The 12,977-nt window shown below is 48.1% G+C and carries 14 protein-coding genes; 10 read left to right on the forward strand and 4 right to left on the reverse strand.

All coding sequences use genetic code 11. The annotated features are described in order from the left end of the window. Positions 1 to 62 precede the first annotated feature (62 nt). Entirely contained in the window at positions 63 to 1,598 is a 1,536-nt protein-coding gene (hutH, locus tag ACM64D_RS01995; protein WP_415061511.1) for a histidine ammonia-lyase, read from the forward strand. Between the two features lie 94 nt (positions 1,599 to 1,692). Next, positions 1,693 to 3,339 (forward strand): urocanate hydratase, encoded by a 1,647-nt coding sequence (hutU, locus tag ACM64D_RS02000; RefSeq protein ID WP_415061512.1) that lies wholly within the window; start codon positions 1,693 to 1,695, stop codon positions 3,337 to 3,339. A gap of 56 nt (positions 3,340 to 3,395) precedes the next feature. Here hutU and ACM64D_RS02005 read toward each other — a convergent pair whose 3' ends face one another. Then, on the reverse strand, positions 3,396 to 3,590 hold the full coding sequence (locus ACM64D_RS02005) for a hypothetical protein (RefSeq protein ID WP_415061513.1): 195 nt from the start codon (positions 3,588 to 3,590) through the stop codon (positions 3,396 to 3,398). A gap of 171 nt (positions 3,591 to 3,761) precedes the next feature. On the opposite strand from ACM64D_RS02005, the gene ACM64D_RS02010 reads away from it, so the two are divergent. From ACM64D_RS02010 to ACM64D_RS02030, 5 genes are read left to right on the forward strand one after another with little or no spacing between them, the layout of a single operon-like run. Further along, entirely contained in the window at positions 3,762 to 4,763 is a 1,002-nt protein-coding gene (locus ACM64D_RS02010; RefSeq protein ID WP_415061514.1) for an ABC transporter substrate-binding protein, read from the forward strand. Positions 4,764 to 4,770: 7 nt separating this feature from the next. After that, positions 4,771 to 5,592: an ABC transporter permease gene (locus ACM64D_RS02015; protein WP_415061515.1), complete on the forward strand. Its 822-nt coding sequence runs from the start codon at positions 4,771 to 4,773 to the stop codon at positions 5,590 to 5,592. After that, the gene (locus ACM64D_RS02020) at positions 5,589 to 6,386 is read left to right on the forward strand and encodes an ABC transporter ATP-binding protein (RefSeq protein WP_415061516.1); all 798 of its coding nucleotides are present in this window, start codon (positions 5,589 to 5,591) and stop codon (positions 6,384 to 6,386) included. The genes ACM64D_RS02015 and ACM64D_RS02020 overlap by 4 nt, the downstream gene beginning before the upstream one ends. A 57-nt stretch (positions 6,387 to 6,443) precedes the next feature. Beyond that, positions 6,444 to 7,499 (forward strand): hypothetical protein, encoded by a 1,056-nt coding sequence (locus tag ACM64D_RS02025; protein ID WP_415061517.1) that lies wholly within the window; start codon positions 6,444 to 6,446, stop codon positions 7,497 to 7,499. Next, complete coding sequence (locus ACM64D_RS02030) at positions 7,496 to 7,909, forward strand: hypothetical protein (protein ID WP_415061518.1); 414 nt, start codon at positions 7,496 to 7,498, stop codon at positions 7,907 to 7,909. Before ACM64D_RS02025 ends, ACM64D_RS02030 begins: the two co-directional genes overlap by 4 nt. Positions 7,910 to 7,911: 2 nt before the next feature. Here ACM64D_RS02030 and ACM64D_RS02035 read toward each other — a convergent pair whose 3' ends face one another. From ACM64D_RS02035 to ACM64D_RS02045, 3 genes are all read right to left on the reverse strand, one after another. Beyond that, the gene (locus tag ACM64D_RS02035; RefSeq protein ID WP_415061519.1) at positions 7,912 to 8,343 is read right to left on the reverse strand and encodes a hypothetical protein; all 432 of its coding nucleotides are present in this window, start codon (positions 8,341 to 8,343) and stop codon (positions 7,912 to 7,914) included. A 91-nt stretch (positions 8,344 to 8,434) separates the two neighbouring features. Next, positions 8,435 to 9,130, reverse strand: coding sequence for a hypothetical protein (locus ACM64D_RS02040; protein ID WP_415061520.1), 696 nt, complete (start codon positions 9,128 to 9,130; stop codon positions 8,435 to 8,437). A gap of 11 nt (positions 9,131 to 9,141) precedes the next feature. Then, positions 9,142 to 10,449, reverse strand: coding sequence for a hypothetical protein (locus tag ACM64D_RS02045; RefSeq protein WP_415061521.1), 1,308 nt, complete (start codon positions 10,447 to 10,449; stop codon positions 9,142 to 9,144). A gap of 242 nt (positions 10,450 to 10,691) precedes the next feature. Here ACM64D_RS02045 and ACM64D_RS02050 point away from each other — a divergent pair, with 242 nt between their 5' ends. The 3 genes from ACM64D_RS02050 to ACM64D_RS02060 are packed head-to-tail and all read left to right on the forward strand — an operon-like array spanning position 10,692 to position 12,876. Continuing rightward, positions 10,692 to 11,315, forward strand: coding sequence for a hypothetical protein (locus tag ACM64D_RS02050; protein ID WP_415061522.1), 624 nt, complete (start codon positions 10,692 to 10,694; stop codon positions 11,313 to 11,315). Beyond that, positions 11,306 to 12,319 (forward strand): hypothetical protein, encoded by a 1,014-nt coding sequence (locus tag ACM64D_RS02055; RefSeq protein WP_415061523.1) that lies wholly within the window; start codon positions 11,306 to 11,308, stop codon positions 12,317 to 12,319. Before ACM64D_RS02050 ends, ACM64D_RS02055 begins: the two co-directional genes overlap by 10 nt. Beyond that, positions 12,316 to 12,876 (forward strand): hypothetical protein, encoded by a 561-nt coding sequence (locus ACM64D_RS02060; protein ID WP_415061524.1) that lies wholly within the window; start codon positions 12,316 to 12,318, stop codon positions 12,874 to 12,876. The genes ACM64D_RS02055 and ACM64D_RS02060 overlap by 4 nt, the downstream gene beginning before the upstream one ends. Positions 12,877 to 12,977: the final 101 nt, after the last annotated feature.

Below are 12,977 nucleotides of genomic sequence, written 5' to 3' on the forward strand. Positions count from 1 at the left end.
GGAAAGTTCCTAAAATAGAGTCAATGCGCTAGGATGCGGGCTTTTCAGGAGAACGAAAAACCATGCAGATCACCGGCGAAAATATCACGCTCGAAAGTCTTTACGAAATTGCTCACAATCCGCAGATCAAGGCGGAGCTTGCCGCATCTGGAAAAGCGCAGATGCAAAAGTCCCGGGACTATATCGAAGGACGTATTGCCAGTGGCGAAGTCATGTATGGTGTGAACACCGGTTTTGGAGCGTTCTCATCCGTGCGTATTTCTGATTCTGAAATCGAACAACTGCAAAAAAATCTGATCCGCTCTCATAGCATGGGTGTGGGCACTCCATTTACGAAGACCGAGACACGCGCGATGATGGTTCTTCGTGCGAATGCTTTAGCCAAAGGGCACAGTGGAATTCGTCCGGTGGTGGTCGAAAAGATTTTGGAATTCCTCAATAACGACATCATTCCTGTTGTGCCGTCTCAAGGCTCTGTGGGGGCCAGTGGCGACTTGGCGCCGCTTTCACATTTGGCATTGACGATCATCGGTGAGGGCGATGCGTGGGGAGCTGACGGTAAAATCGTGCCGGTACAAAAGCTGCTTCAAGAAAAGGGGATCAAACCTCTTGAGTTGAAAGCCAAAGAAGGTCTTTCCATGATCAATGGTTGTCAGGTGATGACTTCAATTGGTCTCTTGTCTGTGTGGGAGGCGCGTCGCTTATTGTGGATGGCGGATTTAGCGGGGGCCATGTCCTTAGAGGGCTTGCGTGGATCTCGCAAGGCGTTTGATCCTTTAATCTCGGCCAGCCGTCCTCATCCGGGAGAGGCGAAGACCGCGCGTAACTTGATGAAGCTGATGGGCGAAATAAGCGAGATCGGGCAAAGTCACTTTACTGACGATCACCGTGTGCAAGATGCGTACTCTCTTCGTTGTATGCCGGCGGTTCATGGGGCCGCGAAAGATGCTTTGAGATATGTGACAAAGGTTCTTGAGACAGAGGCCAATTCTTCAACGGACAATCCGTTGGTATTTGCTGATGCCAATAAGGTTCTTTCTTGTGGAAACTTCCACGGAATGCCGGTCGCGCACGCGATGGATTTTGCGGGGATTGCAATTTCTTCTCAGGCGAGCATCAGTGAGTGTCGTATTTCAAAAATGATTTCAACTCAAATGAGTGAGTTGCCGGCGTTCTTAACTCCCAATGGCGGTTTGAACTCAGGCCATATGATTGTCCAGGTAGCAGCGGCATCATTGGTCAGTGAGAATAAAGTATTGGCTCATCCGGCGAGCGTGGATTCGATTCCCACTTCGGCAGAAAAAGAAGATCACGTTTCCATGGGAACGATTGCCGCGAGAAAATTCAATCAGATCTTGCGAAACGCAGAAAATGTCGTCGCGATGGAGATGTTGTCGGCGTGCCAAGCTTTGGATTTGGTGGCTCCACTGAAGCCAACTGCAGCGGTGAGGGCCGCTTACGATTTGATCCGCAAAGATGTTCCATTCGCGAAGGAAGATCGCGTGTTCTCAAAGGACGTGGAAGTCATCAAGGCTTTGATGAACTCAAACGAACTATTAAAAGTAACTCAAAAAACAGTCGGCGATCTGGAGTGGTAGGTACCTGCTTCCGATCGTGTTGAAAAAGTACATGGATTGATAAAACTATAACGCCGCGCACTTCAAAAAGGTACGGCGTACCTCCGGAGGAAAAATGTCTCGTGTTGTTAGGGCTCCCACTGGGAATAAGTTGGTTTGTAAGGGGTGGCTGCAAGAAGCGGCTTATCGCATGATTCAGAATAATTTGGATCCGATGGTGGCTGAGCGTCCTGAGGATTTGGTGGTTTATGGTGGAATCGGGAAAGCGGCTCGGAACTGGGAATCTTTTGATAAAATTTTGGAAGCCCTAAAGAATCTTGAAAATGATGAGACTCTTTTGGTGCAGTCGGGAAAGCCCATTGGTGTTTTGAAGACTCATGAAGACGCGCCTCGTGTTTTACTTGCAAACTCGAACCTTGTGCCGAAGTGGTCGACGTGGGAGCACTTCAATGAGCTCGATAAAAAAGGTCTGATGATGTACGGCCAAATGACGGCGGGATCGTGGATCTATATCGGAACTCAAGGAATCATCCAGGGAACGTATGAGTCTTTTGTTGAAGCCGGTCGTCAGTATTTTGGCGGAAGTTTGAAGGGCCGCGTGATTTTGACAGCGGGCCTTGGGGGAATGGGCGGAGCTCAGCCTTTGGCTGGTGTTTTTGCCGGTGCCTGTGTTCTTGCTGTTGAGGTGGACCCTACGCGTATTCAAAAACGTCTTGAGACCAAGTACGTGGATGAAGTGGCGACTGATATCGACGATGCGATTGCGCGTGTTCGTAAATACACGGCGGCGGGAGAGGCCAAGTCGATTGCTCTTTTGGGCAATATGGCGACGGTTATTCATCAGTTGATTGAGAAAAATTTTACTCCCGATCTTTTGACCGATCAAACATCGGCTCACGATCCGTTGGTGGGATATATTCCTGAAGGTTACACTGTTGAGACGGCCAAGGAATTCCGCACGCGAGATCAGAAGGCTTATTTGGCGGCGGCTTACGCCTCTATGGCCAAACACGTTCGCGGAATGCTTGAGATGAAAGATCGCGGCGCTGTGACTTTTGACTACGGCAATAACTTGCGTGAGCGTGCGTTGGAAGCCGGAGTCACCAATGCGTTTGATTATCCTGGATTTGTGCCCGCGTTCATTCGTCCTCTTTTCTGTAAGGGCAGTGGTCCTTTCCGCTGGGTGGCTTTGTCGGGAGATCCTAACGATATCAAAGTGACTGACGATGCGATGAGAGAACTTTTCCCTCACAAGAAAGATCTTCTGCGTTGGCTGGATATGGCCGAAGAACGTATTGCCTTCCAAGGACTTCCCGCGCGTATTTGCTGGTTGGAATATGGAGAGCGTGTGAAAGCCGGTTTGATGTTCAATAAACTTGTCGCTGAAGGCAAAGTGAAAGCGCCGATCGTGATTGGTCGCGATCACTTGGATTGTGGTTCTGTGGCGTCGCCCAATCGGGAAACCGAAGCGATGAAAGACGGGTCCGACGCTGTCAGTGATTGGCCTCTTCTCAATGCTCTTGTCAACACGGCCTGCGGAGCCACCTGGGTGAGTTTGCACCACGGGGGTGGCGTGGGAATGGGTTACAGCCAACATGCGGGGCAAGTGATCGTCGCTGACGGTACTGAAAAAGCGGCTCGTCGCTTAGAGCGCGTTTTGACAGCAGACCCAGCTATGGGTGTCTTTAGACATTTGGATGCGGGCTATGAACTTGCAAAGGACGTCGCCAAAGAGCGCGGAGTTAAGAGCTGCTGGCTCTAAAGAGAAAAAGATAATGAGATTGAAAAGGGGCTTTTTTAAAAAGCCCCTTTTTTTATTTAGCGCCGTCCCGAAGGAATCACAGAGTTTTGGGGTTGGGAAAGAATTTTCTGTCTTTCCCGGAAGTCGCCGGAGTTCTTGCGCGAAAGTCGCATCTTCGGTTGCAGGGTCAGAGAGGCTTCCTCTTCGATACTTTCTTGTGGTTCGCTACGCGCTTTTTTCGCTCTTGTCTGTTTTACGGTTTTTCTTTTCATAATGGACTCCTTGGTTGCCTTCTTATTATAGAATTGAAAATGCCCTCTGTGATCTTTCCCCATGCAGTTTCTGTTGTTCTACATGATCCGACTCCGGGCCTCTGTCATAAGACTTATTGCGAGTCTGGTGTTTCAGGAGTTTCATGAAGGCAAAATCAGGGGAGGTCGTTTATGCAACCAGGATATCGGCGCAACTCAAAACTGCTTCTCAGTTTCTTCTTTCTCCTCATTCTGTCTATTCTCAATTTTGATGCCAAAGCTCAGAAAAAAGATGTCGTGCGAGTGGGAAATCTGAAGTTCGCGCACTACGGAGCCATTAGCTATATGACGGAGATCTGTGGCCGTTACAACTTGAAGGTGCAAGAGAGAGTTTTTGCTAAAGGTATTGATATCATGCCCGCCATCATTGCTGGCGAGATCGATGTGGCAGCCAGTGCCGCAGATGCCGCGATCGCCGGAAGAGCCGGGGGTGTTCCGATTTACGCCGTGGCAGGGTTTGCGGAAGGGGGCGCTCGGATCGTTATACGACCGGACGCGAATATCAAATCAGTGAAAGACTTCAAAGGGAAAAAAGTGGGAGTGGCTCGCGGGGGAGCCCAGGAGCTTCTTTTATTGGCGGAGCTCAGCAAAAACAATCTGACTTGGTCCGATCAACCGGGAAAAGATGTGCAGATTGTGTATATGGCTTTCGCAGATCTCAATCAGGCCCTTCAGGCAAAAAATATCGATGCCATGGCACAAAGTGAACCGCAGTCTTCGCAAGCCATTAATAAAGGATTCGGTGTGGAGTTGTTGAAACCCTACGACACTCCGATGGGGGAACCCATTCGAACCTTGGTGATGACTGAAAAAATGTATAACACCCAAAAAAATGTCGCTGAACGTTTTATGAGATGTTTTGTCGAGGCGACAAAAACTTTCATTGAAAAGCCGGAGGTCGCCCAGAAGTTTGTGATTCAAAAGATGTTCAAAAATCAAATCACCGAACAAGATTTTAAAGATGCGATTGGAAACTCTCCCTACACGTACGATTTGACCGTGGAACACATTCAGATCACGACGGATTTTATGCAAAAGTTTGGTGTCGGTCGCATGCAAAAACCTCCCAAAGCGGTGGACTGGGTGAAGTTGGATTTATTGGCTGAGGCAAAAAAAACTTTGGACGTAAAATAGGTGACTCATGACGGGAACGGGATTTCTTTCAAAAATAAAAGGAGTCTGGGTTCCCACGCTGGTTGTGATCGCCTGGGAAGTTATTGTCAGATTAGGATGGGTGAATCCCCAAGTTCTGCCGGCTCCTTCGGCGGTCTTGATTCGATGGTATCAGTATCTTCTTCCTTTAGAATCCTATGATCCACAGACAAGTTCACGATGGGCGTGGATTTTTTCAGGAGAACTGGTGCGTGATCTCTTTGAAAGTTTTTATCGAGTGATGTTGGGTTTTCTTATCGGAGGCGGTTTGGCCTTGCCGTTGGGGCTTTTGATGGGGGCCAGTCGAACCATTTATGATTATTTAAATCCTTTGATTCAAGTCCTGCGTCCCATTCCGCCTATTGCATACATTCCACTGGCCATTTTGTGGTTCGGGTTGGGAAATCCTCCTGCCGTTTTCTTGATTGCCTTAGGGGCTTTTTTTCCCGTCCTGATGAATACGATTGTGGGGGTGCGTGCGGTGGATAGCATCTATATCCGAGCGGCAAAAAATCTGGGGGCCGGTCCGGTGTTGATGTTTCGTAAAGTCATTGTCCCGGCGGCCATGCCCTATATTTTGAGTGGTGTGCGCATTGGAATTGGTACGGGGTTTATTTGTATGATCGTGGCCGAGATGATCGCCGTGAATAATGGCTTGGGCTATCGCATTCTAGAGGCGCGTGAGTACTTTTGGTCCGACAAAATTATTGCCGGAATGTTCTCGATTGGCCTTTTAGGTTTAGCGATTGATACGGTTGTGAGCTACTTAAATAACTATCTATTGCGTTGGCATCGGGGCCTAGATTCATGAGTGAAACACAAATTGAAATCAATCATGTTTCGAAGGTCTTTAAGGGCTCTGAGCAGGAAGTGGTGGCTCTTAAAGATATTCATTTTTCCATTCCCTCGGGGCAGTTCGTTTGTCTTCTGGGGCCCTCGGGCTGTGGCAAAAGCACTTTGCTTAATGCCATTGCGGGCTTTTCTTTACCCAGTCAGGGAGAGATCAATGTCGATGGAAAGCTAATCTTAGAGCCCGGCCCTGATCGAGGAATGGTTTTTCAGGAATACGCCCTTTTCCCCTGGATGACCGTGGAAGAGAATATCGTCTTCGGTCTTAAAATCAAAAAAGAGAACCCTGCCAAGGTCGAACAGAAGCTGGCGGATCTTTTGCGGATGCTTAAGCTCAGTGACTTTAGAAAGCGCTTCCCTAAAGATCTTTCTGGGGGCATGAGACAAAGAGTGGCCATTGCCCGAGTATTGGCCTTGGATCCTCCGATCATGTTGATGGATGAGCCTTTTGGGGCATTGGACGCCCTGACCCGTCGAAGTCTGCAAGATGAACTTCTGAAAATATGGAGCGAATTAAAGAAAACCATCGTCTTTGTCACTCATAGTATTGAAGAATCGATCTACCTGGCGGATCGAATCATTGTTATGAGCTATCGACCTGGGACTGTCAAAAAGGACCTTTGTGTGGAAATTCCCAGACCTCGCAACCCGTCGGATGGAGACTTCAATAAACTGAAGAGAGAACTTTCAGAGATGGTGATGGCAGAACAAAGTCGTTTTGAGCAGGCACAGCTTTTAGGAAGTACTGGCGATTGATGTTCTGGACTTAGGTTGGATTTTATAGAAGCAAAATTATGTCGATAAAGACAAAGAATGAAACACGCATTCTTTGTACTTATTTTTATGACATCACTGGCTCAGGCCTTCAATGTTCGAAAGAGCAAAGATCGTTTGCTGTTGAGGGAAACCAACTGTGAAGAGGGACAAGAAATTGTGAGCTCTTTAGCGCAGTGGAATCTTCTGGCGAAAACGGGAAAACAATGTGACACCTCCGCCCCCGGAGAAATTAAAAAGAACTATTGTCAGTTTGATATTACAGACTGTGTGCCAGATCACGTGGTCAAATATCAAGGAGCCACCCCTCAAACGGATGGTCCAAATTGCTGGAATCTTTCTTTGGTCATGAGCAAAATTCTTCCAGCCCTTCGCTATTCAAGCCCTGAAGAGATGAACTTCTACATGCGGCCGCCGCTGTGTCGCCAACTAAAAGATGGCGAAGAAAAAATTGCGGGAGATGTCGGGGCCATTCGTCAGGTCAAAAAAGATAAAACTCCCGAGTATCACGGCTTCATTTATATTTCCGAGAAAGTAGCCTATTCAAAGAATGGCTTCAGCCGGATGGCTCCTTATGACCTTCAGTCTTTGGATAATGTTTATGAGGTTTATCAAGTGCCACGGCAGGAGGAATGCCGTAAGAACGAGATCACGGAAGGGGCGACGTGCGATAAAGCGGTCGCGTTCTTTCGTTGTCAATCCATGGACGAGTATTTAGAAAACAACTCGAACATTCCCGAGAAAATCAAAGAGACTTTTCAGAAGGTCGGTATGTTTGAGGTCTGCGTGGAAGACCGAGCCCTGCGAGGTAACGCGATCTCGAAAGAAGCCACTAAAAACATTCTGGATACCAGCAAAGCCTTGTTGAATTATCTGAAGCAGGCGAAGGATTCTCCTGAAGTTGCTAAGTTGGATAAAGAGGAGCGGGACTTTGTCATTGGCAGTTTGCAGATGCGTCTAGAAGCTATTTCAGAGCAACTCGCTATGTTTGGTGGGACTCAGGACGGTACGTCCTTGGTGTCGGGCTTGGCCTTGGAAGGTTTTGCCAAGCAAATCAAGTCCGCAAGTAAGGGTGTAGCAGGAGTTCAAAAATGAAGATGTTGTTAGCTTTGGCCGTTTTATTTGCTGTTTCCTGCAGTCACGATCCAATCAAACAATCCCAAAGGAAACCGGACAGTTCACGTTTGATTTTAGCGGCGGACTTGCAGCAGTGGGGCCCTGAATCTTTTTTGTTGGCTTTACGAGATAACTGTTGTGGGGCCGTGATGGTGAAGGGGGGAGATATCTCCTTTTGGGGAGCCCCTGAGATCGCGATCTTAGAGAAATTTGTAAATGATGAAACTCCGGCGGCTCCGGTTGTGCAGCCGATCAGTTCTGTGAGCTGTCACGGCGCTCGATATGCTTCTACGGTAGGACGTGAAGCGCGACATTTGATTTTAGCGATTAAAAAGAAAACCTATCCGTTGGCTCTTTGTTCAACTTACGATCTTGAACTGAGTCCTTAAATTCAGTCTTCACTGAGAGAGCGAGTCGTTACTTTACTGCGACTCATTTGCATAACTCTTGTTGAGATATAGCCCAGCGTAAATCCGATACTTGAGAAGGCAACCCCAAAAGCCAACGTCGTGGAGCTTGAAACCAGAGCGAGATAGAGGAAGTCCTTCATGGAGGGGGCTTCGGTGTATGAAAGCTTTAAAGAATTGCGAATTAACAAGGGAAGAATATACCCTAAGGTCATCAGCAAAGAGTTTTCAAGAATGTGCAGGGGGCGTTTGGCAAAAATGCCATTGATCAGAAATAGCAGACACAGGAAGTTAACAGAGTCACCAATCACATCCCATCCGAAAGCCTGATAAACTAAAACCAAAGAACCGGAAAAAAAGAGGGCATAGTAGATCCACAAATTTCTGCTATGTAAAAACGAACTCTGTTTTCTCATAAAAAAGACCCTCTGCCTTTTTTGATTTTAGCAGAGGGTTTGCAATTTGAAATATTGTGACAGGAACTTAATGTGGTCCTGGACTAAGGGCCTACTGGCAGAGGCAATCTTTGAAGCGACAGGAAAGAACTTTGCCGTGATTGTTGTACTGAAGTTCGAAGACCTTCTGGTCGTGCATCTCCAAAGCCAGGGAAGAGTCGTCTTTCAAAAGAAATTGAGAACGAGCCTCGTGCTTGGTTACAGTGCCCAGGGCCAACAAAGACTGGAGGGTTTCATTTCCTTTTAAAGAAAGACGCTCGGGATACCCTTCCGCATCCAACTTAAAGAAGCGCAATTCTTTTTTACTGGAGCTATTGGTGTTGTCTGCAACGATAACATGAATGCGTCGCAAAGACCCATTTGGCAAAGTGAGATGATAGTTTTCCAGCGACACGTCTTCTTTTTTTACGCCGACGCTTTTTTGTAAATACTCAACAAGGGCCTCCGGGGTCCCCACAGTTTGAGCCGCGATTTCCGGGGCACAGTTTTGCAAGGCAGAAAGAAAGTTGTCTTTATTGGAGTCTTCCGGGGATGACTCTGAACTCTCGGGCGCCCCCAGAAAAGACTCATCAGAAAGAGCGGGGTTGGAAGAATTTTGCGAAGACTCTGCAGACACAATCTTTGCGCCATTCAGAGCGTTTTGTTTTTCATGGAACAGCAGGTGCAGAAAATAGTAATCCGTCAAAAGGCCCAGGCCGAAAAGCACCAGAGCCCAAAGAATCCATGTTTTTAATTTGATCGGTTCCATACGTCCTTTGCTTACTCTTGGTTAAGATCGGGACTCCAAGGGTCCCAAGATTGGCAACTGCGCGCGCGCTGTGAAGGTCCACGCAATTCGCCCCAGCGATAGGAACCATCGTCATGAGGGTTGTTGGAAATAAGTCCTAGGAAAAGACGGCGTTTGAACTCTGCCAGGTCCATGCTTTGGCCCGGAAGGTACTCTGTGACACAGACTGAGGAAGCTGTTTGTCCTTGGACTGCCATCTGAGCCGCTTCCGTCGCGACAGATTTTTGAATCGCGGGGAAGATCTTATTCAGTTGATTGACCAGATCGGCACTTAACTGATTGCCTCCGTTGATCTGTAATATCTCGCGATAGGAGCGACGCAAAGACATAAAATCGTCAAAAACGCGGCGGTCTCTATTGGGTGTTGAGTAAGTGTCATAGGTTGCATAGTCCATGCAGCGAGAGTTCTTTTTCAGATAACCCAAACCATCATTCACAGCAATCACTCGTCCTGTGAGTCCTTCACAAGTGGTTTTCATAAGGCGGGTGATTAATTGATTGTCCGTTTCTTGGCGAAGCGCCAGGCGGTTTTGCACGTAGCGAACCCATTTATTCAAAGGAATGCGATACTGTTCTTCACTGTAGCCAGGGACTTCCCACACGGGTTTGTTAATGTGGGAGGTGGGTCTCCAATAACGGAACCCGGCATTGCCCGCAGGAGTGAAATCAGTTTCAAAAACCCAATCAGGATTGGGCCAAGATTGTCGTTCTTGCAGGCCGTATCCTGAGTTCGAGCCGACAACGGAGTTGAAGACCAAGTGGGGAACACCGATAGGCAGAATTTCTTTCACAGTCCACGAGTGATGATTCTTTTTGGTCGTCGCCATTAAAGCACCTGAGCGAATGGTGTCGCGACTGATGGCGATAGGGTAAGTGTCATTAGGAAGTGAGCGCGTACTCATCGTTTCATAGATGAACCACAAGAAGTTGCGAACGCGTGTGATTTCACTTTCCTTGTCCCAGCGACTCATTTTGTTGGAGATAGTTTTTCCTGAAGCCGTCGGATCTTGCGCAACGAAAGGCAGGCGGTTTTCATAGGCGAAAATGATACGCATAGAATAAACGGTGTCAGCACAATCCACGCGCAAGCCATAATAAGGATTGTTTTGGCCATTCGGAAGATACTTGCGAGAAAAGAAATCAACTCGCCACTCAGATCGGACCCACTCTGCAAAACGATTTTCATAAGTTGCAGACCAGTCGTTGACCTCAGTCCAAACGGCCGCTTGAGCAGAAGCACTCAAGATGAGGGAGATAGAAAAAAGCAAGTTACGAAGCACGTCATTCTCCTGTGAAGGGTTACACTTGCGCAGGGGTATATTGCGGGGAAGTAAGGATCAATGAATTAATTATACTGCGGCATGTGTCATATCGAATTTCACAACGCGTGGCATTAGTATCTCCGTTATATATGAAAACAGCCCTCAAAATCGTTTTGTATGCGCTTATTTTTTGTGTCTCGTCTTGCCAGTCCAAAGAGGAACCTCGGACGCGGGAGCAGTCTCTTTCTCGAGGTTTTTCTATGATGGACAGCCAGAGTTATGATGAGGCGATTCAGTATTTTTCTGATCTTGCGAAAAAAGATCCTCATCCTCATGTGAAGATGGCGTGGGCGTCAGCTTATGCTGCCCGGGCGGGAGTGCGGATTGAGCAAATTTATTCTTTTGTCGTCGCAAGATCGGTGAAATCTCCCGAGCCTTTTGTGGTAAGCAAAGATATTTCTCAGCAAGTCGCTGGGGTTCTCCTCTTCCTCGAGGGTTACTCTCAACAGTGGGCGCGCATTCCTTCGGTCGGTTCTCAGGAACGGAAAGATTTAGCAAAGGCCCTCGAGATCTTAAAAGATGAGACGACTCCCGGAGCACGTCTTTACGGCGCCACCTTGCGAGTGGTGTTATTGAAGTCGGCGCTTGAAGAGGGCATTAAAAATTGGAAATCACAAAAGACCCAAAAAATCTGTACCGAACCACTGCGTGCCTACTTTGTTTGGGGGCTAAGGGCATTGGACGGCGTCTCACTTCTTTTGCAAGATTTAGCGATCGCCTTTCCCGCTCAGGCTCAAGAGTCTCAAAATCTTCAAGAGCAAATTTTACGTCTTAAAGAGCAGATGAATGCGGTGCCGTGGCCCGAGGAGGACCTGTGCATCTAAGAATTTTATTTCTGATTTTTTTCTTCTGTGTTCTGGCCAATGGAGAAACTTTGCCGGCGACCTTGCGCGATGGAAGCACACGCTTCTTGTCGCGCTCTTTGGGGAGCGCCTGCTATACGTTGGACAGTGTCGAGAGGGGACTTCCCTGTAATCCAGCAGCGGTCGCGAAAGCTCGAAGACCTCGTTTTGACGCCGATCTCTTTATGGGAAGCCGCATGGAGTATCTCAAAGACGCCGAAGAAATCTTAAGAGGCGAAAGCCATGAAGGGGCCGTGGCTCGTTTTTTTTCCCATCGAGAATCGATGGAAGCTGATTTTTCCATCGAGGCGTCTTTTCAAGCCGCGACGTGGGGTGTGTCCTTTGGGCCGTATCGCCTGGTGGCGGTCAGTCGTTTTGAAAATCCCGCTTTGCCGATGGTGGATCTTGTTATTGCTGAAGAACAAAGTGTGAAGGGGCAAATTGCAAGCTACATGCAGGATAATTTTTACGCCGGCGTGCAGGCGCGCTATACGCATGTGCGTTTTATTGGTCAGTACTTCGCTTTGAGTGAGGCTTTTGCCGGGGACTCGGAACATCTTTTTTCCGCACAGACGCAAGAGTTGTTTTATTTGGAACCTGGATTTCTCTATGCCTGGGAAGAAGTCACTTGGCAGCCCCAGATTTCAGGAATGTTAGCGCACTGGGGAGTCTCCAGTCAGAAGAGCGAGCAGTATCCTATTCAACCGGAAGCCCTTCTGGGAGTTTCCGTTAAGCCCGAGATTCCTTTAGGACTTTTAGAGTTGGGTGTGCAGCTTCAAGTCAATGCGCAAACGGAAAATGCGCGCGAAGCGGTGCGAGCGGCGGCGGCCTATCGTTTGGGAATTCTTCATGCCGTCGCCAGTGCCTCAGAGGGGGATCATGCCGCGGGGTTCTTGATATCTTATAAGAGCTTTACCGGCGGTCTTTCTTATTGGACTGAAAAAGATAATCGTGGCGTCTTCATGCAATTAGGGGCGACGTTATGAGAATTGGAATCTATCTTCTTGTTCTTATGTTGGCGTCGACGTCGCTGTGGGCTTCTGAGGGAGACTCCTCGTATGCGGGACCCGCTCAGTGGACAGAGTTTCGCGAATACATTCTTCATCAACAGAAAGAAAATGAACGAGTCGGTTTGGGTTATATGATCTCAGGGGCGGTCGCGGCCGTCGGTGGGGGCTTTGGTTATTATCAATCCGAGGAGGTCTTCAGTCGCACGATTTTTGCGATCACCTCCAATGTGGGATTGATCGCCATCGGGTGGGGCGCGACACAATACTGGACCAGTAATGAGTTGGACACCTTCTTTTATGCGATCGAGGGTTCGTCCCTCTCGGTGACCGAGAAAAATGAAGTTCTGCAGCGCTATCTTTTCAAAGAGCGAAAGGAAAACGAACGTCGTCGTTGGATTCGTGTCGCCACGCACGCTTTGATTGCGGTTGCCAATCTTTACAGTGCCTCTCAAGAACAAAACGCGGAGGTTCGCTCCGTCTTCTATTTCTTAGGCGGAGCAAACACGCTCTTAGCTATCAGCTATAGTTTCTAGGCATAGACCTGGACCTGCCTGAAGGCGGGTTCTAGACCTTAGGACATTCAGTTTTTACCCAAATAAACAGATAAGGAGATGATGAGATTCGCGCAGGCGTT

The organism is Bdellovibrio sp. (assembly GCF_047637665.1).
Taxonomy (GTDB): domain Bacteria; phylum Bdellovibrionota; class Bdellovibrionia; order Bdellovibrionales; family Bdellovibrionaceae; genus Bdellovibrio.

Bases quoted from the DNA above. Each gene is read 5' to 3' on its own strand.
- hutH (WP_415061511.1), top strand. From the start codon at position 63: ATGCAGATCACCGGCGAAAATATCACGCTCGAAAGTCTTTACGAAATT.
- hutU (WP_415061512.1), top strand. From the start codon at position 1,693: ATGTCTCGTGTTGTTAGGGCTCCCACTGGGAATAAGTTGGTTTGTAAG.
- ACM64D_RS02005 (WP_415061513.1), bottom strand. From the start codon at position 3,590: ATGAAAAGAAAAACCGTAAAACAGACAAGAGCGAAAAAAGCGCGTAGC.
- ACM64D_RS02010 (WP_415061514.1), top strand. From the start codon at position 3,762: ATGCAACCAGGATATCGGCGCAACTCAAAACTGCTTCTCAGTTTCTTC.
- ACM64D_RS02015 (WP_415061515.1), top strand. From the start codon at position 4,771: ATGACGGGAACGGGATTTCTTTCAAAAATAAAAGGAGTCTGGGTTCCC.
- ACM64D_RS02020 (WP_415061516.1), top strand. From the start codon at position 5,589: ATGAGTGAAACACAAATTGAAATCAATCATGTTTCGAAGGTCTTTAAG.
- ACM64D_RS02025 (WP_415061517.1), top strand. From the start codon at position 6,444: ATGAAACACGCATTCTTTGTACTTATTTTTATGACATCACTGGCTCAG.
- ACM64D_RS02030 (WP_415061518.1), top strand. From the start codon at position 7,496: ATGAAGATGTTGTTAGCTTTGGCCGTTTTATTTGCTGTTTCCTGCAGT.
- ACM64D_RS02035 (WP_415061519.1), bottom strand. From the start codon at position 8,343: ATGAGAAAACAGAGTTCGTTTTTACATAGCAGAAATTTGTGGATCTAC.
- ACM64D_RS02040 (WP_415061520.1), bottom strand. From the start codon at position 9,130: ATGGAACCGATCAAATTAAAAACATGGATTCTTTGGGCTCTGGTGCTT.
- ACM64D_RS02050 (WP_415061522.1), top strand. From the start codon at position 10,692: ATGATGGACAGCCAGAGTTATGATGAGGCGATTCAGTATTTTTCTGAT.
- ACM64D_RS02060 (WP_415061524.1), top strand. From the start codon at position 12,316: ATGAGAATTGGAATCTATCTTCTTGTTCTTATGTTGGCGTCGACGTCG.